This is a genomic window from Nocardia sp. NPDC052254 (genome assembly GCF_040679495.1).
In the GTDB taxonomy this organism is placed as follows: Bacteria; Actinomycetota; Actinomycetes; order Mycobacteriales; family Mycobacteriaceae; genus Nocardia.
In genome coordinates this window covers 1-25,807 of the sequence record NZ_JBFAUW010000004.1, presented here as the reverse complement: position 1 = coordinate 25,807, position 25,807 = coordinate 1, and the positions used below count along the sequence as shown (strand labels likewise).

The following is a 25,807-nucleotide window of genomic DNA, read 5'->3' as shown; positions in this document are numbered from 1 at the left end:
ATCGGTAGCCGTGACTAGCGCTGATCCGCAGGTGGAGACCGTCGTCGATCTGGATGCCATCGCACACAATGTGCGGATATTGCGCGCGCACGCCGGCGATGCCGAGGTCATGGTGGTGGTCAAGGCCGATGCCTACAACCACGGCGCGGTACCGGTCGGGCGAGCAGCGCTGGCGGCCGGTGCCGCCGAACTGGGGGTGACCACGATCGCCGAGGCATTGGAATTGCGGGCGGCGGGCATCACCGCGCCGATCCTGAGCTGGCTCAACAACGCCGATGCCGACTATGCCGCGGCGATCGCCGCCGATATCGAGATCGGGGTGTCCTCGGTCGGCCATCTACGCGCGGTGGAGCGGGCCGCGCGGGCGAGCGGAACCACCGCGACCGTCACGCTGAAGATCGATACCGGGCTCAACCGCAACGGCGTCTCCTCGGCGGAGTATCCGCAGGTGCTGACACTGCTCCAGGAACTGGTCGCCGAAGGTGTGGTGCGGTTACGGGCGATCTTCTCCCACCTCGCACACGCCGACGAGCCCAACCATCCGATCATCGATGTGCAACGCGACCGTTTCGTCGCGGCCATCGCGACCGCCAAGGAGTACGGCCTGCAACCGGAGCTGGTCCACCTGGCCAACTCCGCGGCCACCCTCACCCGGCCGGATCTCGCCTTCGACATGGTCCGGCCGGGTATCGCGGTCTACGGCCTCAGTCCCACCCCCGAGATCTCGGACTTCGATCTGCGCCCGGCGATGACCTTCCGGGCCCGGGTCGCCTTGGTGAAGCGGGTGGCACAGGGGGAGGGGGTGTCCTACGGGCACGAATGGATCGCGCCGCACGACACCACGGTGGCCCTGATTCCCGCCGGCTATGCCGACGGTGTGCCGCGCGGCGTGGGCGGGCGGATCGCGGTGCGAATCGGCGATGCGGACTATCCGAATATCGGCCGGGTCTGCATGGATCAGCTGGTCGTGGACCTGGGTGAGAATCCTGCGGGGGTGGCCGAGGGCGATCGGGCGGTGCTCTTCGGCGGCGCGCCCGGTGATCCGCACGCTCAGCAGTGGGCGGATCTCATGCACACCATCCACTATGAGATCGTGTGTTCCCCCCGCGGCCGTGTCGTGCGAGGGTATACCGGACAGGCAGGGGTGGTGCGATGAAATCGGAACGGCCACAGCGTTTTCCGGCAACCGGGTCCGGGCGCGGGGCGTCACTGCGCGTCCAGATGCTGCGCGGTGGTGTCGCTTCGGCGAGTGTGCTGGCCGCGCTCGCCGGCGCGCAGGCGCTGCGCCGCGTGGGTGCGGCGGTGACCTGGCCCGCCCACGGTGACGACCTGCGTGACGAGGACTTCGCCCTGCTCGACCGCGATCCCGCGCGCCGGGTGCTGACCGAGGACGGCGTGGCGCTGGCAGCCCGGGTGGTGGGCCCCGAAAACGCCGATGCCACCGTGGTTTTCGTACACGGTTTCTGCAACAGCATGCAGTCGTTCCACTTCCAGCGCCGCGATCTCGCCGAGCTCTGGGGCCCGCGGGTGCGCATGGTGTTCTTCGACCTGCGCGGGCACGGCAGTTCCGGCGTACCGAGCAGTGCGAGCTGTACCGTCGCGCAGCTGGGCGGCGATCTGGTGCGTGTGATCGAGGAGTGCGCGCCGAACGGTCCGCTGGTGCTGGTGGGACATTCCATGGGCGGTATGGCGATTCTCGCCGCTGCCGCGCGCTTTCCCGAGCTGTTCGAACGACGGGTACGCGGCACCGCGCTGTTGTCCACCACCGCGGCGGGTGTCACGCGCGGGGGTGCGGCGCAACTGCTGCGGGGCCCGGCCGTCGACGGATTCCGGCTGCTGGTGCACACCTCACCCGCACTGGTCCAGGCCGGCCGGACCACGGCACGGCAGCTGATCACGCCCGTCCTGCACGTCAGCTCGTTCCACGGCGATGTGAGCCCGACCCTGTCGCGGTTCACCACCTCGATGATCGATCGGACGCCGGTCGAGACGGTGGTGAAATTCCTGGAGGCCCTGCAGGTGCACGACGAGTCGGCCGCGTTGCCGACGCTCGCACCGCATCCGGCCCTCGTGGTCGGCGGCGGCCACGACATGATCATCCCGTTCCGCAACTCCCGCGATCTCGCCGCCGGGCTTCCCGGCGCCGATCTGGTGCGGGTCACCGATGCCGCGCACATGGTGCATCTGCAGTACCCGGAGTTGGTCAATGCCGCGCTGGATCGACTCCTGTTGCGCGCCGGGGTCTTCGGCGACGCGGCGACCGGATACGAGCGGCACGGCAGGGAGGCGAGCAATGGCTGACAGCGCGGTGACCCGGGAACTGCCCACCGTCGCCGACACCGAGGCATTGGGGCGGGAACTGGCGGCGGATCTACGCCCCGGCGATCTGGTGGTGCTGGACGGTCCGCTGGGTGCCGGTAAGACCGCGCTGACCCGCGGTATCGCGGCCGGGCTCGGGGTCGAGGGCCGGGTCAGTTCGCCGACCTTCATCATCGCGCGTCAGCACCGGGCCGGTTCGCGGCCGGATGCGATTCCGCTGGTTCATGTCGACGCGTATCGCCTGGGTGGCGATCTCGACGAACTGGACGCACTGGATCTCGACGCCGATCTGCACGAGGCGGTCGTGGTGGTGGAGTGGGGACTCGGGGTGGTCGAACATCTCGCCGATCGGCATCTGCGCGTGCGGTTGCATCGGGAGCCGGAATCGGAGGTCCGGACGGCCACCTGGGAGTGGGTCGGACCGTACTGACCGCGCTGTGATGCTCGCCACCGCGACGAGGGCGGGCGAATACACGGCAGTGCGGCATCGGATCGCCCGCCGGTGGGTGACCCGGGTCACGTCCGGCGTGCCGCCCGGCAGTTGTTGTGGCACTTGATCGTTGAGTGGGACCCCGCCGCCACCCCTGCGGAGCGGGCACCACCGGCCGCGAGCCGCGGTAGCCGGGCGGTTGCGACATGCGGTTACACCGGTGGCGCTGATGGCATACGGGAGGTGACCAACCGGTATCGTTGAGGCAATCATGCTTGTACTTGCTGTCGACACCGCGACGCCTGCCGTTACAGCAGGACTGGTGGAACTGGAGCAGGCCGCTACGGCGCCGCAGGTCCGGACTCTCGCCTCCCGGGTGACCGTGGACGCGCGTGCCCACAACGAAGTTCTCACCCCGCAAATCCTCGCGTGCCTCGAGGAGACCGGCCGGGCGCGGACCGATATCGCCGCGGTGGTCGTGGGGATCGGGCCGGGCCCGTTCACCGGACTGCGGGTGGGGATGGCCACCGCCGCCGCCTTCGGTGACGCACTCGGCCTGCCGGTGCACGGCGTCTGCAGCCTCGACGCGATCGCCGCCGAGGCATGGCCCGAGGTCCCGGCCGGGTCCGAGTCGTCGAACGGGAGTTCCGCCGCCGAGCTGCTGGTGGTCACCGATGCCCGCCGCCGCGAGGTCTACTGGGCGCGCTATCGCCGCGGTGGTCGCGTCGAGGGGCCCGGTGTGTGCAAGCCGGCCGATCTGGATTCCGGCGATGCCACCGCCATCGCTGGATCACCCTCGCACGTCGATTTTTTCGATCTCCCGGTGCTGCCGGTCGAAACCCCGTCGCCCGCGGGACTGGTGCGCTGCGCCGCTCCCGATCTGCTGACGCGGGCGACCCCGCAGTCGTTGGTTCCGCTGTATCTGCGCCGTCCGGACGCGGTGGAACGCAGCTATCAGGCGGTGCGATGAGTACTCCGCCGGTGGTCCACATCGAGCCCATGGGGCCAGCCGATATCGCGCGCTGCGTCGAACTGGAACTGCTGCTGTTCCCGGAGGACGATCCCTGGCAGGACGTGGCTTTCCGCTCGGAGCTGGCCGGATCGCACAACCGCTATCTGGTCGCGCGGGACGGGGCGGGCCGCACCCTCGGCTACGCCGGCATCGCGTTACTCGGCACGATCGATCATCCCGAGGCCGAGATCCACACCATCGGCGTCGATCCGGTTGTGCATCGTGGCGGCATCGGCACCGTGCTGTTGCGGGCCCTGCTGTCGGAGGCCGGTAAGCGCGGCGGGCCGGTCTTCCTCGAGGTGCGTACCGACAATGCGCCGGCCATCGCCATGTACGAGAAGCACGGTTTCCACATCATCGGCTTGCGCAAGAACTACTACCAGCCCAGTGGCGCCGACGCGTTCACCATGCGCCGCCCGGCGATGACCGGATTCCCGCACCCGGGCGCCGAGTCCGCCCATGACTCCGAGGTCGTGTCGTGATCGTCCTGGGTATCGAGAGTTCTTGTGACGAAACCGGAGTCGGTATCGTCCGCCGTCATCCGGACGGTACCTGTGAACTGCTGGCCGACGAGGTCGCCTCCAGCGTGGATCAGCATGCCCGGTTCGGGGGTGTGGTGCCCGAAATCGCCTCCCGCGCCCATCTCGAGGCCATCGTGCCGGCCATGCGCCGCGCGCTGTCGACCGCGGGTATCGCCAAGCCGGACGCGCTGGCGGTGACCATCGGTCCCGGTCTGGCCGGCGCCCTGCTGGTGGGTGTGGCCGCGGCGAAAGCCTATGCGGCGGCGTGGGACATCCCGCTCTACGCCCTGAACCATCTCGGCGGCCACGTCGCCGTCGACACCCTCGAACACGGTCCGATGCCGCCCTGTGTGGCGCTGCTGGTATCCGGTGGACACACCCATCTGCTGCACGTCACGGATCTGGCACGGCCGATCGTCGAACTCGGCAGCACCGTCGACGACGCCGCGGGCGAGGCCTTCGACAAGGTGGCCCGGCTGCTCGGACTCGGCTTCCCGGGTGGTCCCGCGCTGGATGCGGCTGCGGCGCACGGAGATCCCGCCGCGATCGCCTTCCCCCGCGGTATGACCGGCCCGCGCGATCCGCGCTACGACTTCTCGTTCTCGGGCCTCAAGACCGCCGTCGCGCGGTATGTGGAGGCCGCCCAGCGCAACGGCACCGAACTGCCGATCCCCGATATCGCCGCCTCGTTTCAGGAGGCGGTTGCCGATGTGCTGACCAAGAAGGCGGTCCGCGCGGCACAGGATACCGGGGTGGACACGCTGGTGCTGGGCGGTGGCGCCACCGCGAATTCCCGAATCCGGTCGATGGCCGAAGAACGTTGTGCGGCGGCCGGTCTGACCCTGCGTGTGCCCAAGCCGCGACTGTGCACCGACAACGGCGTCATGATCGCGACTCTGGGTGCGCATGTGATCGCCGGTGGCGCCGAGCCCTCACCGCTGACCGTCGCCACCGATCCCGGACTCTCGGTGTCCACCAGCCAGATCCGCTGAGCCACTGGGCTCATCCGGCCGGACCTCGGGTCCGGTCAGTCTTCGGGCTGCACGGATTCGGTGGGTGATGCCGGCGTCGTCGTTTCCGCGGGGGGCGACGATTCCGCTTCCCCCGACCCCGAATCCGACCGCGGGAGTACCGGGATCCGCGAGTGACCGGGTTTGGTCGACGCGGCTCCGGGCGTCTGGGGTGCGGGCGTCGGGGTGTCGGGTGTGCTGGGTTCCGGCGTTTCGGTGCCCAGCAGGGGGCCGAGCAGATGCGGAAGGTTCGGCAGCGGAATCTGCGGCAGATTCGGATCCGGCCGCAGTGCGGGCGCGCTCGTCGTGGGCGTGACCGTGGGCGGCTGATCGGGGTCCGTGGTCGGCGATGTACTTCCCGGCGTGCTGGTTGCCGTGACACCGCCCGGCTGCTGGACCGGACCGGCCGATGTCGGCTCCGGCTGCCGTTCGGTGCGGCTGCCGGGGATGCTCGTCGGGCTCGCGACCGGCACCTGTGTCTGCACCGGGGCAGCGGTGGTGAGCTCGGTCGTATTCGTGGTTCCCGCCGGCGTCACATCCTGATGTGCGGTCGGTACCAGTTCCTTGACTCCGTAGCCGACCACGAGACCCACCACGACGATGGCACCGGCCAAGGTGCCGACGAGTTTGGTGAAGGTGCCCGCCGACCGCTCGGTGCCGAGGGTGATCGGTGCGAAGGCCGAGGGCTGGGCCGAATCCGCGACCAGCGCCGCGCCTTTCGCGGTGGCCGATTCGGGTTCGGGCACCGACAGCACCGGGATGTCGAGCCGTTCGTCCAGGCCGTCGACCAAGGTGACGATGTTGGCGCCACCACCGATGATCGCGACCGCTTCGGGGAGCTTCGGCGCCCGCGCGAAGACCGCTTGGGCGTACCCGGCCGCCTCGTGCAGGAGATCGGCGATGAGTTCACCGAAGTCGGCCCGGGTGAGTTTCAACGGGTGCCCGGCCACGTGGTCGATGGTCACCGCGGGAGCGGTGGACAGATGCTCCTTGGCCGCCCGGCTGCGGTTGATCAGCATGTGCCGGTTGGGCCTGGTGCCGCGGCGGGCGAAGTGGCAGTCCAGCAGATGGTGATAGATCTGTTCGTCGACGGCCGAGCCACTGATCGCGTCGGTGCGTTCGGAGCGCAGGACCGTGTCGTCGGCGAGATCGGCCACCGTGACGGTCATTCCGGAGGCGCCCAGATCGATGACGGCCACCGTCTCGTAGCGGTCCAGCAGACCGGTGTGGCGCAGATAGGTGAGGGCCGCGGTGCTCTCGGGGATGAGCTTCACATCGTGGCGCTGTCGTCCGATCGCGGCGCGAATCGCCATGGCCTGCTCGCGATCACGGTAGGCGACCGCGATGGCGCCGGCCGGGACCGCTTGCGTCTGCGGCGTGGAGGCACCGGGAGTATGCGTACCGACTCGGTGCAGATAGTCGCGTGGCATCTGGGTGGTCATCAGCTCGATCGACGACGCCACCAGATCACCGGGGTCGGAATGTGTCACATCCGCCGAGACGACGCGGTAGTCGAAACTCTGGGCACCGTTGGTCGCGGTGGTGACGACGGCCGAGCAGACGACCTCGTTCCCCGCGGAGATACCGAGGGACGTTCGCATGTTCACCTCCCTTCTCGAGCTGGTCGAGGGGACGGCCACCGTTGTGGTGCCGGTCCTCTCGATCGGACATCACGGGCATCCGCTGTGCAGCGGACACTCCGCGCGCGGATCGGTCTTGCGCCGTCCGGCTGCGACTCCGGTGCGTTCCCGTCGGGCCTGTCGGTGCCATCGGGGTGCGATCCGTTCCGGGGTCGGGTCCGGCCGTCGATCACGTGCGGTCTGGTTCTCGTCTCAGGCTGTGCGCGAATTTCGCGCGGATGGGCGATGCGGTTGTGTTGCGGTACTGGACGGATTGCCTGACGGCCATCCGATGGCCTCCCCCTCGGGGCATGACCGATCACGGAACCGTCTTACATATTGTCACATTCCGTTATCCGAACGTTACAGATTTTTTGGATCAATTGCCACGGCTTCGGGTGTGTCGCCGCGCCGGTGTTCCTGTCCGGCGCGACCGGCGCGATGAGCTCGCGTGCATCAGCACTGCCCACCCTTGAGCGCTGGCACTCTCGTGTATAGAGTGCTAGTCGGCACTGGTTGTGCTCAGGTGCCAATTCGACTTCTGGGCAGCTGTCCCGGCACCGCGACGACGGGGCTGCGTCACAGGGTCGGCGGTAGTGGTCAGGCTCGGAGGCGGCAGCTTGCGTCACCACGTCGGGCCGAACGAACGCCGCACTGAGCACAGCACACACATACACACCGAAACCGTGACTCCGGGGAATGGCCCCGGACGACCGAATCCCGTGAAAGTGGAGGGCTCAACGTGGCGAGCGTGAACATCAAGCCGCTCGAGGACAAGATCCTCGTCCAGGCCAACGAGGCCGAGACGACGACCGCCTCCGGCCTGGTCATTCCCGACACGGCGAAGGAGAAGCCCCAGGAGGGCACCGTCGTCGCCGTCGGACCCGGCCGGTGGGATGAGGACGGCGAGAAGCGCATTCCGCTGGACGTCAAGGAAGGCGACGTCGTCATCTACAGCAAGTACGGCGGCACCGAGATCAAGTACAACAACGAGGAGTACTTGATCCTGTCGGCGCGCGATCTGCTGGCCGTCGTCAACAAGTGACGACCCGGCGATGACCCGCGCGGTCGTCGCCCCGTGACGACCACTGCCCCGGTGCCCCGCGTGGGCGTCGGGGCAGTGGTCGTAGCGGGCGCGGCGCCCGGCCGTCGCGGGCCTGCGCAGGCCCGTCCACCACTCCCACCCCAAGGACATCCCAACCATGGCAAAGCAGATCGAGTTCGACGAGAAGGCTCGTCGGGCAATGGAACGCGGCGTCGACAAGCTGGCCGACGCCGTCAAGGTCACCCTCGGCCCCCGCGGCCGGCACGTGGTCCTCGCCAAGGCGTTCGGTGGCCCCACGGTCACCAACGACGGTGTCACCATCGCGCGTGACATCGACCTCGAGGACCCGTTCGAGAACCTCGGCGCGCAGCTGGTCAAGAGCGTCGCCACCAAGACCAACGATGTCGCCGGTGACGGCACCACCACCGCCACGGTGCTGGCTCAGGCGATGATCAAGGGCGGCCTCAAGAACCTCGCCGCCGGCGCCAACCCGATCGGGATCGGCGCGGGTATGAGCAAAGCCGCCGATGCCGTCTCGGAGGCGTTGCTGGCCGCGGCGAAGCCGGTCTCCGGTGAGAAGGCCATCGCCCAGGTCGCGACCGTCTCCTCGCGCGACGAGGAAATCGGCGAGATGGTCGGCAAGGCGCTCACCACCGTCGGCAAGGACGGCGTCGTCACCGTCGAGGAATCCTCGCTGGTGAGCACCGATCTCGAGATCACCGAGGGTGTGCAGTTCGACAAGGGTTACCTGTCGGCCTACTTCGTCACCGACGCCGACAAGCAGGAAGCAGTGCTCGAGGACGTCCAGGTGCTGCTGCACCGGGACAAGATCAGCTCGCTGCCGGACTTCCTGCCGCTGCTGGAGAAGATCGCCGAATCCGGCAAACCGGTGCTGATCATCGCCGAGGACGTCGACGGTGAGGCGCTGTCCACCCTGGTCGTCAACGCCATCCGCAAGACCCTCAAGGTCGTCGCGGTCAAGGCGCCGTTCTTCGGCGACCGCCGCAAGGCCTTCCTCGACGACCTCGCCGTCGTCACCGGTGGCACCGTGATCAACCCCGACCTGGGCATCAGCCTGCGTGAGGCCGGAACGGACCTGCTGGGCCAGGCTCGCCGAGTGGTCGTCACCAAAGACGAGACCACCATCGTCGACGGCGCCGGCACCCAGGACGCCATCGATGCCCGCGTCGCGCAGCTGCGCGCCGAGATCGAGGCCAGCGACTCCGACTGGGACCGCGAGAAGCTCGAGGAGCGGCTGGCCAAGCTGTCCGGCGGCGTCGCGGTGATCAAGGTCGGCGCGGCCACCGAGACCGCGCTCAAGGAGCGCAAGTACCGGGTCGAGGACGCGGTCAGCGCGGCCAAGGCCGCGGTCGAGGAGGGCATCGTCGCCGGCGGTGGTACCGCGCTGGTGCAGGCGGCCACCAAGCTCGTCGATCTGCGTGACTCGCTGACCGGCGATCAGGCCGTCGGCGTCGAGGTGGTGCGTCAGGCCCTGCAGGCACCGCTGTACTGGATCGCCGCCAACGCCGGCATCGACGGCGCGGTCGTGGTCAGCAAGGTCGGCGACGGTAAGGACGGCTTCAACGCCGCCACCCTCACCTACGGCGACCTGATCACCGAAGGCGTCGTGGACCCGGTCAAGGTCACCCGTTCCGCGGTGCTCAACGCCACCTCCGTGGCACGGATGGTGCTCACCACCGAAAGCGCCGTGGTCGACAAGCCCGCCGAGGAAGAGGCCGACGACCACCACGGTCACGCGCACTGAGCCAGCTGCCTCCGCTTCGCTGCGGCGGGGGTCGTGGCCCCCTCGGGCTCGTCGATCGGCACCCGTTGCTCGCTCCTTCGTCGCCTACGCAACGGGCACCGATCGACGAGCCGGGCCACGACCCTCCCGGGTGATCGGTCGCGGCCGGTTCGGCCGGTATGCCGTTGGGGTCGCACCGGTTCGGTTGCCGATGGCCGGTACGGGCTCAGATCGGCGGAGCCGTGGTTCGGGTTCGTAGCTGAAGCGAACGGCCCGTTCACATTTCATTCGAATGTGAACGGGCCGTTCGTCGTTTCCAGGGAGGGGATCGGGGCCGGGTTCGCGCTTCCCCGGTGTGGTCGGCATGTGCTGAACTGGTCACATGCGCTTGAATCAAGTGACCATCGGCGCGACGGATCTCGCTCGGTCCGAACGGTTCTACCGGTTGCTCGGTTTGCGGCCGATCGTTCGCACCGACCACTACCTGCGGTTCGAATGTCCCGACGGCGGCAGCACGTTCTCGGTCGACCGCGTCGCGGCCGTTCCACCCGGTGAGCAGGTCACGATCTACTTCGAGACCGAGTCGCTGGATGCCGAATGCGAACGGCTCCGGGAGGCCGGTGTCGTCTTCGATCTGCTCCCCGCCGATATGGCCTGGCTCTGGCGTGAGGCCCGGCTGCGAGACCCCGACGGGCACCGGCTCTGTCTGTTCCACGCGGGGGAGAATCGGCGGAGTCCGCCCTGGCGACTCGATGGCTGAGACCGATCACGCGGGCGCTCGCTCGGGTCCGCGCGAGTTCGGACATCACCGCGGAGCGGCTAGCTGTGCCGCGGGTGGACCGCGGAAGCGGCAGAGGTGCCACCGTCGGCGATCGCGTCGAGTAATCGGGCGCGCAGACCGGCGGGCGGCCGCACGGCCGGCGCCGAGGCAAACAGGGTAAGAGCTTCTCTGGTTCGTTGCACTTCCGTGTCGAAGTCCGCGCGCAATACGGGGTCACCGGAATCCAGTAGCTCCTGTATCGCACGCTGGTCCTCGTCGCCGATCGATCCCAGCGCGACCGTATGCGCGAGATCGATCTGGCTCTCGTTCATCTCAGGTCACTCCCAAATTCTTCTTCAGTCGTGTCAATCCGTCCCGGATACGGGACTTGACGGTCGGTAACCCTACTCCCAGGTAGGTTGCCACCTCGGCGTATGTCCGGCCGCCGTAGTACGCCAGCGAGATCGCTTCACGCTGGGTATCTGTCAGGGTTGCGAGACTCTCGCGCACGGCCTGCTGTTCGAGCCGGCGACCGACTTCCTCGGTGACCTCATCGAATTCGTTGCCCAGGCTGCTGGCGCCGTAGGTGACTTCGCGCTGAGCATGTGCCTGCTCGGCACGGACGCGGTCGACCGCACGTCGATGCGCCAGCGTCATCAACCAGGTGATCGCCGATCCCTTGGTGGCATCGAAATTGTCTGCGGTGCGCCAGATCTGGAGGTAGACCTCCTGCGTGGTCTCCTCCGCATAACCCGAATCGTGGAGGATCCGCAGCACGAGACCGAACACCCGGGTGCTGGTGCGGTCGTACAGTTCGGCGAATGCGTGCTGATCGGCCTGGCCGCAGCGCTCGAGAAGCGCGGCTAGTTCGATACTTTCGGCTGCGCGTGCCGTGATCGCAGAGTCCACACCTGGCGTGGCCATTCGACCGTCCCTGATGGATCCTTGGAACGAGTCGCCCTCTGCGGCCGACGGCCGCGTTGTCACAACGCTCCATTCTGTGTCATCGGCCACTACCGTAGCGCGCGGCTATGACCTCCCTTCGGGTGGGGTGCGTCGAGTAAGACACCTGTGGCCCAGTCGATTTCGCGCACTATCCGACACGCCGTGGAGTGTGCAGAGACACGCCGTGACACGCCGATGAGATCGCGAAACGCCGAGGTGAGGTGCGACTGCTGGCTATTGCTTCGGCGGGCGGATCGGCGGTGGCCGAAACCTGCGCCCGTACCGTTGTCGCCGGCCCCGTTCGGTGGCCGGGTATTTGCTAAGTATTCGGCGCCCCGGCGGATTCGGATGGGCGGGCGTGCCCGAATTTCGCGGGTGCCACTCAGACGGCCAGACGCCGGCGATTGCGCCGGGCGTGGAGCTCGCGCTCGGTCTCCGACATGCCACCCCAGATGCCGTACGGCTCGCTGACCTTCAGGGCGTGGCTGCGGCACTGCATGAGCACCGGGCAGGTCCGGCAGATTTCCTTGGCGCGCAACTCGCGCTGGGTGCGGGCGCGGCCGCGTTCCCCGTCGGGGTGGAAGAAGACGGCGGAGTCCACACCGCGACACGAGCCGCGCATCTGCCAATCCCAGATGTCGGCGTTGGGACCCGGAAGGTGGGTGGGCATGGGCATGGTGAACTCCTATGGTGCGAGCTCGTCGGCGTTGTCGAGCGGTGCTTGTCAGCAGCGGTCTGTCCGGACCCTGGGCGGGGGCGGCAATGACCTCGCCGAGATCGGGCTCGGACCGTATCGCCGATCTCCGGCGATCGCCGTACGCGGTCGCCGCAATTTCGCACGGCGCCGACGACGGCGATGAAGTACGTTAGGTCGCGCGGTTAAATCACGTCAATACTTACCCTGTTCGTGATTGCAATTCCGGCAGATCCCAGATTTAACCTACACGGTGTTTACTTCCCGGTGTTGGAAAGCGATACTGTCCGGTTGGCTGTGTTTGGCCGAGATTGCTCCGTGTCTGTCATTTTTTGCATTTTCCCAGTTCGGGGCGTATTTCGTGGAAGAAATGACCTGTCACGTTTGCCAGTCTTGGGAGGTGTGATATGTGATGCGCCACACTGAGAGGTTCGCCGTCGAAGAAGTCCGGATGGCCGATCCGGGGCGTGCAGGTTAATAATCCGAAAAGCATCCGAATTTCGACTTGGCGCGCTGATGGTTAGCTCGCTGGAGATTTACGAGATGGAAACATGATGCAGCAATTTTTTCGCTGAGAAATAGCCCGTGCGATGTATCGTGCGCGCCCGGCATCCGGATAAGGTGCGCTGGTGTTGGATTTGTCCCCGCGGGGTGGTCGGTTGCTGGACCCGCGGCGTGCGCTGTTGGCCGACGCGGCTTTCGGAAGCCGCCCGGATCTCGATCCGGCGGAGTTGCCGAGTGCCGCCGACCCCGCCGGAGGCTGGTTGCGAGCCGTCACTCTGGGCGGCCGTGGCTGGTATGCCGCCGCTCGGACCGAACTGCTCGGTGCCTGCCGGCGCACCCGAGATCCGGTACTGATCTCCCTGCTGGTCTCGACCGAGGCCTCATTACTGCGGCAACTCGGCTGGCACGCCCGGGCGGCAGTGCTGGACGGGCGGGCATTGGCCCTGGTCTCGGATCCGCGGCTCGATGGCCCCGCGGAGCGGCTGCGCGACGAGGCCGTCTGTGATGCGCTGATCGGCCTGGCCGCCGACGCCCTCGGTACCGGGCAGCCGCGGGTGTCCGCGCGGTTGCTGGCGCGCTGCCGAGTCGAAATCGAACGTCGGCCCGGCAATGTGCGATCGGTGGTTCGCTGGCACTGGGTCAGCGCGGAAACCGGCCTCGCCGCGCCCGGCGCCGGGTTGGTCGGAGAGTCGCCGATCGCGCACGCCGAGGCGGCACTGGCCCTCGCCGGCGAACTGGGATCGGTTCGGCATCAGGTGAAATCCCGGTTGCTGACGGCGGCCGCCGCGGCCGGTGCGGGTGATATCGATCGCAGCCGCGAACTTGCCGCGGAGGTGGACGCGCAGTGCGCCGGCTACGGTCTGCTGCCGCTGCGCTGGGCTGCCGCGATGTTGCGCTCGGGTGTGTGCGAATCCGGCGCGGCCGCGCGCGCGGCGGCGGAAGCGACCGAATTCGCGCTGGTCCTGGCTGGTCGTGGCGGGCAGTTGCGCGGGTGACGGGCGTTTCACAGTGAGCAGTGATCCCCGTGTTGTCCGCCTCACATAGCTGAGCCGCTATTGTTGGTTTCGTTCCGCCGACCGGTGGAAGCACATGCCGAATCCGGCCGTGCCACTTGTAACGCCAGGAATATCTCTGACGATGACGCACTCGGGCGATGAGTTGGACGCCGCCGTAGCTGCCGCAGCTCAGGGCGACCGTTCGGCTCTAGCTCAGGTACTGGAAATCATCCGCCCACTGGTAATGCGATATTGCCGTGCGCGGATCGGTGCGGCGGAGCGTGGGCAGCTCTCCGCTGACGACGTGGCGCAGGAGGTCTGCTTGGCTGTGATGACCGCCCTGCCGCGTTACCAGGACCAGGGGCGGCCGTTCATGGCTTTCGTGTACGGAATCGCTTCGCACAAGGTTGCCGACGCTCATCGCAACGCCGCCCGTAACAAGGCGGACGCGATGGCCGAAGTACCAGATGTCATATCCACCGATCAAGGGCCGGAGCAGCGTGCTCTCGAGTCGGAGACGAGTCGGCAGATGAACAGTCTGCTGGCCACGCTTCCGGAGAAACATCGAGAGATCCTGATTCTGCGCTTGGTCATGGGTTTGTCAGCAGAAGAAACTGCTGTCGCCGTGGGCAGTACGGCGGGAGCTATACGAGTGGCTCAGCATCGGGCGCTCGCGAAACTGAAGTCACAAGTGGCGAGGGCAGGTGAAATGTATGGCTAGGGATGGCGAGCGCGGTCGGGGCGACTGGAAGGCGCGGCTTGGATCGCCGAACAGCGGTCCCTATGCCGAGGCGTCGGAGACCTCCGGTGATACCGGTCCGGTCGATATCGCCGCGGTCCGCCGCGACGATGCGCTGATCGATGCCATCGCCGGCGATGGTCCCGTCGCGACCGACAGTGCGGAGGAATACCAGCTCGCGAGCCTGCTCGCGAATTGGCGCAGCGACATCGTCGATGCTCCGATGCCTGCCGGACCCGATCTCGATGCCGTGGTGGCGGCCGTAAATCAGGAGATCGGTGCGCGCGAGGCGAGGGTCAACGCCACTCGGCGTGGCAATTTGCGATTGGTACGTCCCCTGATGGCAGCAGCCGCCGCGGTGGCGGTCATCGCGGGAGGTACGACGGCATTCTCCTATGGGGCTCAGCCGGGTGATCCGTTGTGGCGGGTGAAGGAGGTCGTGTTCAGCCAGCAGGCGCAGACCACGATCGCCCAGCGCGCCGACGACGACATCTCCAAGGCGCAGACCCTGATCGATCAGGGACATCCGGAGCAGGCGAAGGCACTGCTGGAGAGTGCGTCGACCAACACCACACAGGTCGACGATCACGCACGCAAGCAGGATCTGCAGGTGCGCTGGCAGGGTCTGTTCGATCGGTTACGCAGCGAACACCCGGATGTGGCCGCCGCTCTGGAGTCGCTCGAGCCGAAGTTGCCCACGACGGCACCGACCACTCCGTCGGTGATTGCGCCCGTGACGCCCGGTGTTCCGGCGCAGCCCGGGCGCGGCGGCAGCTCCGCCAAGCCGACACCGGGTCCGGAGATCATGCGTACTCCCGGTGTACCCGGTACCGGCGACAACGGTTCCGGCCCCGGCACTCCGGGCACCCAGCCCGGTGGTTCCAAGCCGCCCACCAATGAGCCGCCGACGACGGTCGAACCGCCGATCACCTTGCCGCCCATCACACAGCCGCCGACGACGCACGAACCGCCGGCCGCCACGTATGAGCCGCCGACGAATCAGCCCACTGTCGCCCCGCCGACCTCCATCGGCGGGGGAGTGGTGTCTCCGCCGACGCATCAGCAGCCGACCATGGCCCCGCCGGTACGTCCGACGGTGCCGTCGGTGGATATTCCGAAGCCGGGTGGTGGACTTCCGTACACCGGTGGCATCAACTAGCTCGACCGGTAACGAAAATTTCTCGATCCGAAGCCGATCGCCGATTTCCGGCGGTCGGACTCTTGTGTATCCGAGATGGAAACGCCCGCAGATGTTCACGTCCGGAATGTTCACGGACGGGTGGCTCCGGCTCGCGCTCACGAGCAGGCGGAGATCAGGGGCGGGCAGGGTGGAGATCAGGCGTCGAAGCCGTCGAACCCGTCACCGTGCAGCGCCTCGTTCATGGAGGCATCCGCGTATCCGCGGCAATAGTCCCACGTGACATACGCTTCCGGCGTCGGGTCGTAGGCCGGTTCGTGCGGGCGGACGGTGCCGTCGACCAGCAGCTGTAGCAGGTTGGCGCGCAGCATGTCCCAATCGTGATAGTGGTCCTGCCGGCAGTCCTCACAGCTCACCACGAGACCGCGAATGCCCCGGTGGGACAGCAGCGCCTCGTACACCGCGAGATCGGCGAGATCTTCCTCGACCGCGAGGCGCTCGTGAGGATCCAACGGCTCCCCGGGCTCAATGGCATCGAGCGCGGCCGACGGGTCGGAGGGATCTCCGGCGAAGGGATCCGGCGGCAGGCCAGGTGGTAGATGGTCACGCACATTCCCACGGTACGCAGAACCACCCCCTCCGCGCCAGCGCTGAAGGCATTTCGACACGCTTGTCGCGACGTTTCCGGGTGGTATCGCGATGTGGACGGCCCCAGCGGGAGATCCGCGGCGGGCGGTATGGCGATGTGCGGCAGGTGTGTGTCGGAGGCGACGCGGTCCGCGCCATGCGGGGCCGATACCATGGACACACAGGCGCCGGACAGCACACTTCGGCTCCGCCATCCATCAGTTGTTCTCGATTCGGTACCGAGGTTCGGACATGGGCCAGGGCCGGATCGGTGCTTTCGAGGTCCAGGAGGGGTCGATCAGATGAGTAGTCCCGTGATGGGCGAAGCCGTCCGCCCGCATACGGGTGGCGACGATCCGAACAAGATCGCCATGCTCGGCCTCACGTTCGACGACGTGCTGCTGCTGCCTGCCGCGTCCGATCTGATCCCCAGCTCGGTCGAGACCGCCAGTCGGCTGACCCGCGAGATCACCCTGCGCACGCCGCTGGTGAGTTCGGCGATGGACACCGTCACCGAAGCCCGCATGGCCATCGCCATGGCGCGCTCCGGCGGTATGGGCGTACTGCATCGCAACCTCTCGGCAGCCGATCAGGCCGCGCAGGTGGAGACCGTGAAACGGTCCGAGGCCGGAATGGTCACCGATCCGGTCACCTGCCGCCCCACCGACACCCTGGCCGAGGTCGACGCGATGTGCGCGCGCTTCCGGATCTCGGGTCTGCCCGTGGTGGACGAGACGGGCGCGCTGGTCGGCATCATCACCAACCGCGATATGCGCTTCGAGGTCGACCAGAACCGCCGGGTCGCCGAGGTGATGACCAAGGCGCCGTTGATCACCGCCCGGGAGGGTGTCACCGCCGAGGCCGCCCTCGGGCTGCTGCGCCGCCACAAGATCGAGAAACTGCCGATCGTCGACGGTAACGGCCGGCTGCGCGGTCTGATCACCGTCAAGGACTTCGTCAAGACCGACCAGTACCCCAACGCCACCAAGGACCGGGACGGCCGGCTGCTGGTGGGCGCCGCGGTGGGTGTCGGCGCGGATTCCTGGTCGCGGGCGATGACTCTGGCCGACGCCGGAGTCGACGTGCTGATCGTCGACACCGCGCACGGACATCAGGTCCAGGTGCTGGAGATGGTCGCCAAGGTCAAGAACGAGGTCGGCGATCGGATCCAGGTCGTCGGCGGGAACATCGCCACTCGTGCCGGCGCCGCGGCGCTGGTCGAGGCGGGCGCGGACGCGGTCAAGGTCGGCGTGGGCCCGGGCTCGATCTGCACCACCCGGGTGGTTGCCGGTGTCGGCGCGCCGCAGATCACCGCGATCCTCGAGGCCGTTGCGGCCTGCCGTGCCGCCGATGTGCCGGTGATCGCCGATGGTGGCATCCAGTTCTCCGGTGATGTCGCCAAGGCCGTCGCCGCGGGCGCTTCCACGGTCATGCTGGGCTCGCTGCTGGCGGGTACCGCCGAATCGCCGGGGGAACTGATCCTGGTGGGCGGCAAGCAGTTCAAGAGCTACCGCGGCATGGGCTCGCTGGGCGCCATGCAGGGACGCGGGCAGGCCAAGTCCTACTCCAAGGACCGCTACTTCCAGGACGACGTCCTCGCCGAGGACAAGCTGGTGCCCGAGGGCATCGAGGGCCGGGTGCCGTTCCGCGGTCCGGTCAACCAGGTCATCCACCAGCTGGTGGGTGGTCTGCGGGCGGCCATGGGCTACACCGGTTCGCAGTCGGTCGCCGATCTGCAGCGGGCGCAGTTCGTGCAGATCACCGCGGCGGGTCTCAAAGAGAGCCATCCGCACGACATCACCATGACCGTCGAGGCGCCGAACTACACCGGTCGCGGTAAGTAGCGGATTCGAAACCCTTCCACGGCAAGGCTTGTCACGCCGATCGCCGCGGCGGCCGGAGCCCGGTCCGGGATCGGGCCGCCGCGGCGCCGTCGGGTGCGCCCGGCGGGTACCGCCCCGGGCGGACGGCGTGTGCCGGGAACTGGGAGGATGAGTGTGTTCCGGCGGAATATCGCCGGAACATCGTGATGCCCGGGGCATGACATCCACGGCGTGGCAGGCAGACGGCGTGGCAGTACGGACTAAGGAGAGTCATCAGTGCGGGACATGGTCGAGATCGGGATGGGTCGCACCGCCCGGCGTACCTATGAGCTGGACGATGTCGACATCGTCCCGTCGCGGCGCACCCGCTCGTCGAAGCAGGTGTCGCTGGCCTGGCAGCTGGACGCCTATCGATTCGACATCCCACTGGTCGCGCATCCGACCGACGCGCTGGTGTCCCCGGAATTCGCGATCGAGCTGGGCCGTCTCGGCGGTCTCGGTGTCATCAATGGTGAGGGGCTGTGGGCCCGGCACGCCGATGTGACCGCGCGGATCGAGCAGTTGGTCGAGGTCGCCGAGCACAAGGGTGCCGAGGCGGCGGTCGAATTGCTGCAGGAATTGCACGCCGCGCCGATGCAGCCGGATCTGCTGGCCGCCGCCGTCGCCCAGGTGCGCGCCGCCGGGGTCACCGTCGCGGTGCGGGTGAGCCCGCAGAACGCCCGGAACCTGACCCCCAGCCTGGTGCAGGCCGGGGTGGACCTGCTCGTGGTGCACGGCACCATCATCTCCGCCGAACATGTCGGTGGTGCGAGTCCGGTGGCCGTCGACGAGAGTTCGGTGGAGCCGCTCAACCTCAAGACCTTCATCGCCGAACTGGATGTGCCGGTGGTGGCCGGCGGCGTCAGCGATCACCGCACCGCACTACATCTGATGCGGACCGGCGCGGCCGGTGTGATCGTCGGCTACGGCTCGATGCCCGGTTCCACCACGACCGGCGAGGTACTCGGTATCGGTGTGCCCATGGCCACCGCGATCGCCGATGCCGCCGCCGCGCGCCGTGACTACCTGGACGAGACCGGTGGTCGCTATGTCCACGTGATCGCCGACGGGGACATCGTCAGCTCCGGCCAGCTGGCCAAGACCATCGCCTGTGGTGCCGATGCCGCCATGCTGGGCGTTCCGCTGGCGCTGGCGCACCAGGCGCCGGGACGGGGCTGGTACTGGCCGTCGGCGGCCGCGCACCCGTCGGTACCGCGAGGCGCGATGTTGCAGTTCGCCGAGCCGGAGGAGCGGCCGACACTCGAGAAGGTGCTCTACGGTCCGTCGAGCGATCCGTGGGGTTCGGTCAATCTCGTTGGTGGCCTGCGTCGTTCGATGGCCAAGGCCGGATACTGCGATCTCAAGGAATTCCAGCGGGTCGGCCTGAGCGTGCGCGCCTGAGGGCGCGGTACGCGGATCAATTGATCCGGGTCAGCACATCTCCGCGCAGGAAATCCCGGATGACGGCATTGACCTGCTCGGAGTGCGTCATGTTGACGGCCTGACGAGCACCCTCGATTTCGTGGAACCGTGATTTGGTCAGCCGTTGCGACATGTCGAGGGCGTGCGCCCGGGGAATACCGGCCCGGGTCGGATGGATGACCAGTGCGGGACAGGTGATCTCGCCGAGCCGATCCAGAATCGAGTCCCGCGCCAGCAGACAGCCGGCGGCGGCTTCGAGTTCACTCGGATCGCGCGCGAGCCACTGTTTGGTCCACACCGCCCGATGCCAGGCATCCTCGCCGATCAGCCAGTGCGCCAGATGCTCCGCCAGGGCCTGCCGGATGGTCGGTTCCCACCAGTGGTCCAGGAATCGGCGGGAGGTCTCGATCTCCTGCCGGGTCGGGCTCTGCGCCTCGGTGGCGATCAGAATCAGTGCGGCCACCCGATCGGGCGCCAGCAGTGCCGTGCGCAGCGCGCTGAAGCCGCCCTGGGAGGTGCCGCCGACCACGGCGCGCTCGACGCCCAGCTGATCGAGCACGGTCAGCGCATCGCGGGCGGCGGTCCAGTAGGTGAACGGCAGCCCCTCGTCGCGGGTGCGGCCGTGTCCACGGGCATCCCAGGTGACGATGCGGAATTCCGGTGACAGCGCGTCGGCCTGGGAGGCGAACATCGTTCGGTCCATGAAGAATTCGTGCCCCAATAACACCGCCGGTCCTCGACCGCCCGTGTCCTCGTAGTGGATCTCGGCATCGATCGCATGGGCGAATGGCACGAGCACGAGGATAGCGGGCGTCGTCACCCGCTGCTCCGGCTTCGGCTCCGGCGCCTGCCGACACGCGGATCGCGTTGCCGGATAGGCCGTTTCGCCGGTCGCGACGGCACCATCGCATGCTCCCCGGGCAGGTGTGGCGCCACTGTGGTCCGGTGGCCCACCGGTGGGCCGGATCACTGCCGCGGGTATCCGGTTCGCCCGGCCTCGAGGTGCGCGAATGCGCTCACTAAACTGTGCGGGTGGCAGAAACCCAGCGACCTGTTCTCGTCGTCGACTTCGGTGCGCAGTACGCGCAGTTGATTGCCCGGCGCGTGCGTGAATCCAGTGTCTACTCCGAGGTGGTACCGCACAGCACCACGGTGGAGGAGATCGCGGAGCGCCGGCCGCTCGCGGTGATCCTGTCCGGCGGTCCGGCCAGTGTGTACGCCGACGGCGCTCCGCGGCTGGATCCGCGCCTGTTCGATCTCGGCGTTCCGGTTTTCGGTATCTGCTACGGATTCCAGGCGATGGCCCAGGCCCTCGGCGGCACGGTCGCCCACACCGGCACCCGCGAATACGGCCGGACCGACCTGAACATCGACGGCGGTGTGCTGCACGGTGGCCTGCCGACCGTGCAGCCGGTGTGGATGAGCCACGGTGACGCGGTCACCGACGCTCCCGCCGGTTTCGAGGTCACCGGTACCACGGCCGGTGCGCCGGTCGCGGCCTTCGAGGACCGGGAGCGGCGGCTGGCGGGTGTGCAGTACCACCCGGAGGTGCTGCACTCGCCGCACGGGCAGCAGGTACTGAGCCGGTTCCTGCACGAGATCGCCGGAATTCCGTCGGCCTGGACTCCCGCCAATATCGCCGATGCGCTGGTGGAGCAGGTGCGTGCGCAGATCGGTGATGGGCACGCGATCTGCGCGCTGTCCGGTGGCGTCGACTCCGCGGTGGCGGCCGCACTCGTGCAGCGTGCCATCGGAGACCGGCTGACCTGTGTCTTCGTCGATCACGGTCTGCTGCGGGCCGGTGAGCGCGAGCAGGTGCAGCGAGATTTCGTGGGCGCGACCGGAGCCCGCCTGGTGACCGTCGACGCGGTCGACAAATTCCTCGGTGAGCTGAAGGGCGTCACCGACCCGGAGGAGAAGCGCAAGATCATCGGCCGGGAGTTCATCCGCTCCTTCGAGGACGCGGTTTCCGAGGTCGTGAAGGCCACGGGTGCCGAAGAGGGCGCCGACGGCGCGGCTCCGGCGGTCGAGTTCCTGGTCCAGGGCACGCTGTATCCGGATGTGGTGGAATCCGGTGGCGGTTCGGGAACCGCCAATATCAAGAGCCACCACAATGTCGGCGGGCTGCCGGAAGATCTGGAATTCCAGCTGGTCGAGCCGCTGCGGCTGCTGTTCAAGGATGAGGTCCGCGCGGTCGGCCGTGAGGTCGGCCTGCCGGAGGAGATCGTCGCGCGCCAGCCCTTCCCGGGGCCGGGCCTGGCGATCCGGATCGTCGGCGAGGTCACCCCGGATCGGCTGGCCACCCTGCGTCAGGCCGATGCCGTCGCACGCGAGGAGCTGACCGCGGCCGGGCTGGACGCGCAGATCTGGCAGTGCCCGGTGGTCCTGCTCGCCGATGTACGCAGTGTCGGGGTACAGGGCGACGGCCGCACCTACGGACATCCCATCGTGCTGCGGCCGGTGTCCAGCGAGGACGCCATGACCGCCGACTGGACGCGCCTGCCCTACGAGGTACTGGAACGGATCTCCACCCGGATCACCAACGAGGTCGCCGAGATCAACCGAGTGGTCCTGGATGTGACCAGTAAGCCGCCGGGCACCATCGAATGGGAGTGACCAACTCCTGATGCCACGAGGGGCCCGCCGGTCGTGTACCGGCGGGCCCCTCGCTGTTCGTCTCGGCTATTTCTTGCGTCTGGGCGCGACCACCAGGGCGATACCGACGACGATCGCGGCTCCCACCACGATCCAGCCCACGGGCACCGCGCTGTGCACCGGCCAGGAGTTGGGACCGATGAAGGCCCAGATGCTCACCAGCAGGGCCAGGATGCCGGCTGCCAGCAGTGACAGCGACGGTCCGCGCCGGGTATCGGTTCGAGTCTCGGCCTGATCGTTGTCAGCCATGCTTCACCTCCGCGTTTCCGGCGTGGACATCGACATCGAGGGTCAGGACGGGGCCGCTGGGCGGTCCGGCCGGGCCCTGCGGGCAGGTCACATCGCCCATGCTCGCGTTGCAGGTGGTGTGCAGGCGCATCGACTCGGGAACCAGCACCCGGAAATCGCCCATCTGTACCTGCACGTGCACGGTGCGGTCCTCGGTGAGTGGCAGTTGGCGCAGGTCCAGCGTGCCCGAGCCCATGGTGATCCGGTAGTCCGACGCGAGGTCGGCGGTGCTCGCCGGAGCCCATACGTGCTCGCCCATCGCGCCGCGATCGAATTCGACCGGCCCGACCAGTGCCGCGAGGACGACGAAACCGGCCAGCGGCGCCAGCACCACCATGAGGCCGTATCCACGTCGTAGGAAAGCGCCGATGATCAGGCCGAAACCGACCACCGCCAGCGCCACGGCCCCGATCCGGGCCGGAGTCATCCAGTCCGCACCGACGGCGGCCAGCGCTCCCGCGGCGGCCGCGGCGAGGACTGCCGAGCCGATCACCACCGGGGTGAGCCGGGACCGGGGCCGCTGGGTGGGCAGGACCGCGACCGGGCGCTGCGGGGCGGTCGCGGGCAGATCCCATGCCAGCGGCGCCACACCGAGTGGATCCCAGCCGCCGGGAGCCGGGCCGATGGTCGCCGGATCCGGAGTGCGGCGCGGGGCGGCCGGGGACCCGGCGCCGGGGGCGGGCGTGGCGCGGCCGGCGGTGCCGTCGGGACCGGGGTGTTCGTCGCCGGTCGGTTCCGGTTCCGCGTCGATGATCTCCGGTTCGGGCTCGACCGAGAGTGGCCGGGTGAGCGCTTCGGTGGGGCGATCGTCGGCCTTGGCTGGATCGCCCTCGGTTGCCGTGTGTCCGGCTGCGGCGGGTTCGGCTCGGGTGCCGGCCGTCGCGGTTCCGGATGCGCTGTCCGACGAGGTCGCCGCGATGTCGGCGGTCGATTCACCGGCGGTCGTATCGCTCTCGGCCGCTTCGGAGTTCGCGACCGCTCCGGAACGGGTGGCGATCGGCTCGGTCACGGAGGAAGCCCCGTCGCTCGCAGCGGGATCCGGTTCGTAGTGATCGGGCAGTGTGGTGAACGCGCCGTACTGGCTCGCGCTCCACGGCTGAGCGCCGCTCCACGGCGATCCACCGGGGAAGCTCGCCCCCGGATATCCGGTGGCCGCGATTCCGCCCTCGGGTACCGGCGGATACACATCGCCGATCGGCGGTTCCGGCTGCCGCATGTACAGCAGCCACCATCCCGCGATCATCAGCGCGAAGCTGATCACCCCGGATCCGCCGAGACCGACTCCGACCGGGCCCATCGTGGTCACCGCGATCGCCAGAGCGACGATGAGCACGATGGTCTTGGTGGGCGACTGTGAACTGTGCCCGCGGTTGACCAGCCCCTCCACCGGCGATACCGGATCACCCGCCGGAGGCAGCAGTAACCAGGCCGCCAGGTACAACACGATGCCCGCACCACCGAAGATCGTCGACACCACGAACGCGACCCGGATGAGAACCGGGTCCACGCCGTAACGACGTCCGAATCCGGACGCCACGCCGGCGACCGGGCTCTGCCGTGGCAGTCGCAGGGGCCGCGTCCGCCACAGGTGGTGGAGCTGTTCGCTGAATCCGGTCCGGCTCGTGCCGCCGGCCCCGCCGCTCGCTGTGGTCATAGCTCAATGGTGGCTGTGAGCAGCGTCGAAGCACATCGGGGTTCACCCTGAAAAAAGCACCCGGACCACACCCGGATCGGATCGCCCAGAATCTCATCGGTGCCGCCGCTGCCCGGAGTATCGGCATCGACCGAGGTACTCGGTGCCGTCGGCGATGTGCCGGCCCCGATATCGGAATCCGGGTATTTCCCGATGGTCGGCTGTCGGTCCGGCGTGCCAGTATCGAGTGCATGTACCCCTCCATGCCCGCATTCGACGCGCGTTCGGGGTTCGACGGTCGCGTGGGGTTCGAACCGCGTATCGGGCCGGGACCGGACGGCGGTGCACCGGTCGCGGCGCCGTCGCGGTTGCTGCGGCGCTCCGGCGGCCGGGTCGTCGGCGGTGTCGCCGGTGGTCTCGCCGATCATCTCGGGGTCGACGTCTTCAAGGTCCGGATGGCGTTCGTTCTGCTGTCGGCTCTCATGGGCGCGGGCATCGTGGCCTACGGGATGCTGTGGATCTTCACCTCCTCCGGTGCGGACGGGCCACCGCCCACCGCGTCGGAGCGGCGCCAGGCGGTGGGGCTGGTCCTGCTCGGACTGGCGCTGTCGGTGTCGATGGCGTGGTTGTTCAACGGCACCGCCGCCCGGGTGGTGGCGCCGATCATCGTGGTCGCCGTCGGTGCGGCGCTGGTCTGGCGCGAATTCGACGCCGAGGGCCCGCGGTCCATCCTCGGCCTGCCGGCCCGGCCGACCGTGCTCACCTGGACCCGCATTCTGGCCGGGGCGACGCTGATCGTGGTGGGGCTGGGTGTGGTCGTACTGGCCCGCATCGATCTGAGCTCGCTGGGTTCGGCGCTGATCGCGGTCGCGGTCACCCTGATCGGGGTGGGCCTGCTGACGGTGCCGCTGTGGTTGCGGATGATGCGTGCCCTCAATGCCGAACGCGCGGCCCGTATCCGCAACGAGGAACGTGAGGAGATCGCCTCCCATCTGCACGACTCGGTACTGCAGACGCTGGCACTGATCCAGCGTCAGGCCGGCGATCCGCAGGAGGTGGCCCGGCTGGCCCGCAGCCAGGAACGGGAACTGCGGAAATGGCTGTTCGAGGATTCGGTACCCGCACAGTCGAGTCTGGCCGCCGCGCTGCGCACCATCGCGGGTGAGGTGGAGGATCAGTACAGCGTCCAGGTCACGCCGGTGACCGTCGGCGATGTATCGATGGATCCGGGCGATACCGGAATCGGTTTGCCGAGGGAGCATTTCACCGCCCTGCTGGGGGCCACCCGGGAGGCACTGGTCAATGCCGCCAAACATGCCGGTGTGCCGTCCATCGACGTCTTCGCCGAGGTGGAGCCGCATCGGGTGAGTATCTTCGTGCGCGATCGCGGCGCCGGATTCGATCCCGCCGAGGTGCCCGCCGACCGGCAGGGGCTGGCGAAATCCATTCATGCCCGCATCGAGCGCCGGGGTGGCACGGTCGAGGTGCAGACCGCACCGGGCCGCGGCACCGAGGTGCGAATCATGATGCCCCGTACCGATTCCGAGGGGCAGGGAGAGCCGGACGAGTTCGCCGGGGACGTTGCGGGTCCCGATGCCACGGACGCCGCGGGTGCTGACGTCACGGGTGCTGCGAGTCCCGACGTCACGGACTTCGCACGCTCAGGGGACGCGGGCTCGGGTGGTGGGTGAGACTGTGGGGAGCACTGCCTCGGAGAGGTAGCTGTGTTTTTGGCCTTCGCTTCGCTTCGGCGGGGTTCGCGGCCCCTTGGTCTCGCCGTTCGGGTGCCGCTGCTTGCTCCTTCGTGCAGCAGCGCGCGGGTGATGTGCGCATCGCGGGGCGCGT

General features: G+C 68.2%; 24 protein-coding genes. 16 read left to right on the top strand and 8 right to left on the bottom strand.

The genetic code is table 11. The annotated features are described in order from the left end of the window. Window positions 1-10 precede the first annotated feature (10 nt). From alr to tsaD, 6 genes are all read left to right on the top strand, one after another. Window positions 11-1,156: an alanine racemase gene (alr, locus tag AB0L57_RS12385; protein ID WP_364960680.1), complete on the top strand. Its 1,146-nt coding sequence runs from the start codon at window positions 11-13 to the stop codon at window positions 1,154-1,156. Beyond that, window positions 1,153-2,301, top strand: a complete 1,149-nt coding sequence (locus AB0L57_RS12380; protein WP_364960678.1) for an alpha/beta hydrolase — start codon at window positions 1,153-1,155, stop codon at window positions 2,299-2,301. The genes alr and AB0L57_RS12380 overlap by 4 nt, the downstream gene beginning before the upstream one ends. Then, the gene (gene tsaE, locus AB0L57_RS12375) at window positions 2,294-2,749 is read left to right on the top strand and encodes a tRNA (adenosine(37)-N6)-threonylcarbamoyltransferase complex ATPase subunit type 1 TsaE (protein ID WP_364960676.1); all 456 of its coding nucleotides are present in this window, start codon (window positions 2,294-2,296) and stop codon (window positions 2,747-2,749) included. Before AB0L57_RS12380 ends, tsaE begins: the two co-directional genes overlap by 8 nt. 271 nt (window positions 2,750-3,020) lie before the next feature. Beyond that, a complete protein-coding gene (tsaB, locus tag AB0L57_RS12370; protein ID WP_364960674.1) occupies window positions 3,021-3,719 on the top strand; it encodes a tRNA (adenosine(37)-N6)-threonylcarbamoyltransferase complex dimerization subunit type 1 TsaB in 699 nt (232 codons plus the stop codon). After that, on the top strand, window positions 3,716-4,243 hold the full coding sequence (gene rimI, locus AB0L57_RS12365; protein WP_364960672.1) for a ribosomal protein S18-alanine N-acetyltransferase: 528 nt from the start codon (window positions 3,716-3,718) through the stop codon (window positions 4,241-4,243). Before tsaB ends, rimI begins: the two co-directional genes overlap by 4 nt. Beyond that, window positions 4,240-5,274 (top strand): tRNA (adenosine(37)-N6)-threonylcarbamoyltransferase complex transferase subunit TsaD, encoded by a 1,035-nt coding sequence (gene tsaD / locus AB0L57_RS12360; protein ID WP_364960670.1) that lies wholly within the window; start codon window positions 4,240-4,242, stop codon window positions 5,272-5,274. Before rimI ends, tsaD begins: the two co-directional genes overlap by 4 nt. Before the next feature lie 35 nt (window positions 5,275-5,309). Here the strand turns inward: tsaD and AB0L57_RS12355 are convergent, their stop codons facing one another. Beyond that, on the bottom strand, window positions 5,310-6,893 hold the full coding sequence (locus AB0L57_RS12355) for an Hsp70 family protein (protein WP_364960668.1): 1,584 nt from the start codon (window positions 6,891-6,893) through the stop codon (window positions 5,310-5,312). A gap of 760 nt (window positions 6,894-7,653) precedes the next feature. Here AB0L57_RS12355 and groES point away from each other — a divergent pair. The 3 genes from groES (at window position 7,654) to AB0L57_RS12340 (ending at window position 10,460) form a co-directional block, all read left to right on the top strand. After that, window positions 7,654-7,956: a co-chaperone GroES gene (groES, locus tag AB0L57_RS12350; RefSeq protein WP_364960666.1), complete on the top strand. Its 303-nt coding sequence runs from the start codon at window positions 7,654-7,656 to the stop codon at window positions 7,954-7,956. Between the two features lie 157 nt (window positions 7,957-8,113). Beyond that, window positions 8,114-9,721, top strand: a complete 1,608-nt coding sequence (groL, locus tag AB0L57_RS12345; protein WP_364960664.1) for a chaperonin GroEL — start codon at window positions 8,114-8,116, stop codon at window positions 9,719-9,721. Window positions 9,722-10,082: 361 nt separating this feature from the next. After that, window positions 10,083-10,460 carry a VOC family protein gene (locus AB0L57_RS12340; RefSeq protein WP_364960662.1) on the top strand — a complete coding sequence of 126 codons (378 nt, stop codon included), beginning with the start codon at window positions 10,083-10,085 and terminating at the stop codon, window positions 10,458-10,460. 59 nt (window positions 10,461-10,519) lie between these two features. On the opposite strand, the gene AB0L57_RS12335 is transcribed toward AB0L57_RS12340, so the two are convergent. The 3 genes from AB0L57_RS12335 to AB0L57_RS12325 form a co-directional block, all read right to left on the bottom strand. Further along, on the bottom strand, window positions 10,520-10,792 hold the full coding sequence (locus AB0L57_RS12335) for a hypothetical protein (protein ID WP_364960660.1): 273 nt from the start codon (window positions 10,790-10,792) through the stop codon (window positions 10,520-10,522). 1 nt (window position 10,793) lies between these two features. Beyond that, window positions 10,794-11,384 (bottom strand): sigma-70 family RNA polymerase sigma factor, encoded by a 591-nt coding sequence (locus AB0L57_RS12330; protein WP_364960658.1) that lies wholly within the window; start codon window positions 11,382-11,384, stop codon window positions 10,794-10,796. A 403-nt stretch (window positions 11,385-11,787) separates the two neighbouring features. After that, window positions 11,788-12,081 carry a WhiB family transcriptional regulator gene (locus tag AB0L57_RS12325; protein WP_025347349.1) on the bottom strand — a complete coding sequence of 98 codons (294 nt, stop codon included), beginning with the start codon at window positions 12,079-12,081 and terminating at the stop codon, window positions 11,788-11,790. Between the two features lie 647 nt (window positions 12,082-12,728). Between AB0L57_RS12325 and AB0L57_RS12320 the strand changes: the two genes are divergently transcribed. The 3 genes from AB0L57_RS12320 (at window position 12,729) to AB0L57_RS12310 (ending at window position 15,496) form a co-directional block, all read left to right on the top strand. Continuing rightward, window positions 12,729-13,598: a hypothetical protein gene (locus AB0L57_RS12320; protein WP_364960655.1), complete on the top strand. Its 870-nt coding sequence runs from the start codon at window positions 12,729-12,731 to the stop codon at window positions 13,596-13,598. 142 nt (window positions 13,599-13,740) lie between these two features. Next, window positions 13,741-14,319: a sigma-70 family RNA polymerase sigma factor gene (locus AB0L57_RS12315; RefSeq protein ID WP_364960653.1), complete on the top strand. Its 579-nt coding sequence runs from the start codon at window positions 13,741-13,743 to the stop codon at window positions 14,317-14,319. Beyond that, the gene (locus AB0L57_RS12310; RefSeq protein ID WP_364960651.1) at window positions 14,312-15,496 is read left to right on the top strand and encodes an anti-sigma-D factor RsdA; all 1,185 of its coding nucleotides are present in this window, start codon (window positions 14,312-14,314) and stop codon (window positions 15,494-15,496) included. The genes AB0L57_RS12315 and AB0L57_RS12310 overlap by 8 nt, the downstream gene beginning before the upstream one ends. A gap of 176 nt (window positions 15,497-15,672) precedes the next feature. On the opposite strand, the gene AB0L57_RS12305 is transcribed toward AB0L57_RS12310, so the two are convergent. Then, window positions 15,673-16,086 carry a DUF5319 domain-containing protein gene (locus AB0L57_RS12305; protein WP_025347353.1) on the bottom strand — a complete coding sequence of 138 codons (414 nt, stop codon included), beginning with the start codon at window positions 16,084-16,086 and terminating at the stop codon, window positions 15,673-15,675. Window positions 16,087-16,404: 318 nt separating this feature from the next. Between AB0L57_RS12305 and guaB the strand changes: the two genes are divergently transcribed. Together guaB and AB0L57_RS12295 are read left to right on the top strand one after the other, a co-directional pair. Then, the gene (gene guaB / locus AB0L57_RS12300; protein ID WP_364960648.1) at window positions 16,405-17,946 is read left to right on the top strand and encodes an IMP dehydrogenase; all 1,542 of its coding nucleotides are present in this window, start codon (window positions 16,405-16,407) and stop codon (window positions 17,944-17,946) included. Window positions 17,947-18,201: 255 nt separating this feature from the next. Next, the gene (locus tag AB0L57_RS12295) at window positions 18,202-19,365 is read left to right on the top strand and encodes a GuaB3 family IMP dehydrogenase-related protein (RefSeq protein ID WP_364960646.1); all 1,164 of its coding nucleotides are present in this window, start codon (window positions 18,202-18,204) and stop codon (window positions 19,363-19,365) included. Between the two features lie 16 nt (window positions 19,366-19,381). Here the strand turns inward: AB0L57_RS12295 and AB0L57_RS12290 are convergent, their stop codons facing one another. Further along, complete coding sequence (locus AB0L57_RS12290) at window positions 19,382-20,179, bottom strand: alpha/beta hydrolase (RefSeq protein WP_364960644.1); 798 nt, start codon at window positions 20,177-20,179, stop codon at window positions 19,382-19,384. Between the two features lie 239 nt (window positions 20,180-20,418). On the opposite strand from AB0L57_RS12290, the gene guaA reads away from it, so the two are divergent. After that, window positions 20,419-22,002, top strand: coding sequence for a glutamine-hydrolyzing GMP synthase (gene guaA / locus AB0L57_RS12285; RefSeq protein WP_364960642.1), 1,584 nt, complete (start codon window positions 20,419-20,421; stop codon window positions 22,000-22,002). Between the two features lie 66 nt (window positions 22,003-22,068). Here guaA and AB0L57_RS12280 read toward each other — a convergent pair whose 3' ends face one another. Further along, window positions 22,069-22,290 (bottom strand): hypothetical protein, encoded by a 222-nt coding sequence (locus AB0L57_RS12280; protein ID WP_364960640.1) that lies wholly within the window; start codon window positions 22,288-22,290, stop codon window positions 22,069-22,071. Then, window positions 22,283-23,983 (bottom strand): PspC domain-containing protein, encoded by a 1,701-nt coding sequence (locus AB0L57_RS12275; RefSeq protein ID WP_364960638.1) that lies wholly within the window; start codon window positions 23,981-23,983, stop codon window positions 22,283-22,285. The genes AB0L57_RS12280 and AB0L57_RS12275 overlap by 8 nt, the downstream gene beginning before the upstream one ends. Before the next feature lie 230 nt (window positions 23,984-24,213). Here AB0L57_RS12275 and AB0L57_RS12270 point away from each other — a divergent pair, with 230 nt between their 5' ends. Next, a complete protein-coding gene (locus tag AB0L57_RS12270) occupies window positions 24,214-25,653 on the top strand; it encodes a PspC domain-containing protein (RefSeq protein WP_364960636.1) in 1,440 nt (479 codons plus the stop codon). Window positions 25,654-25,807: the final 154 nt, after the last annotated feature.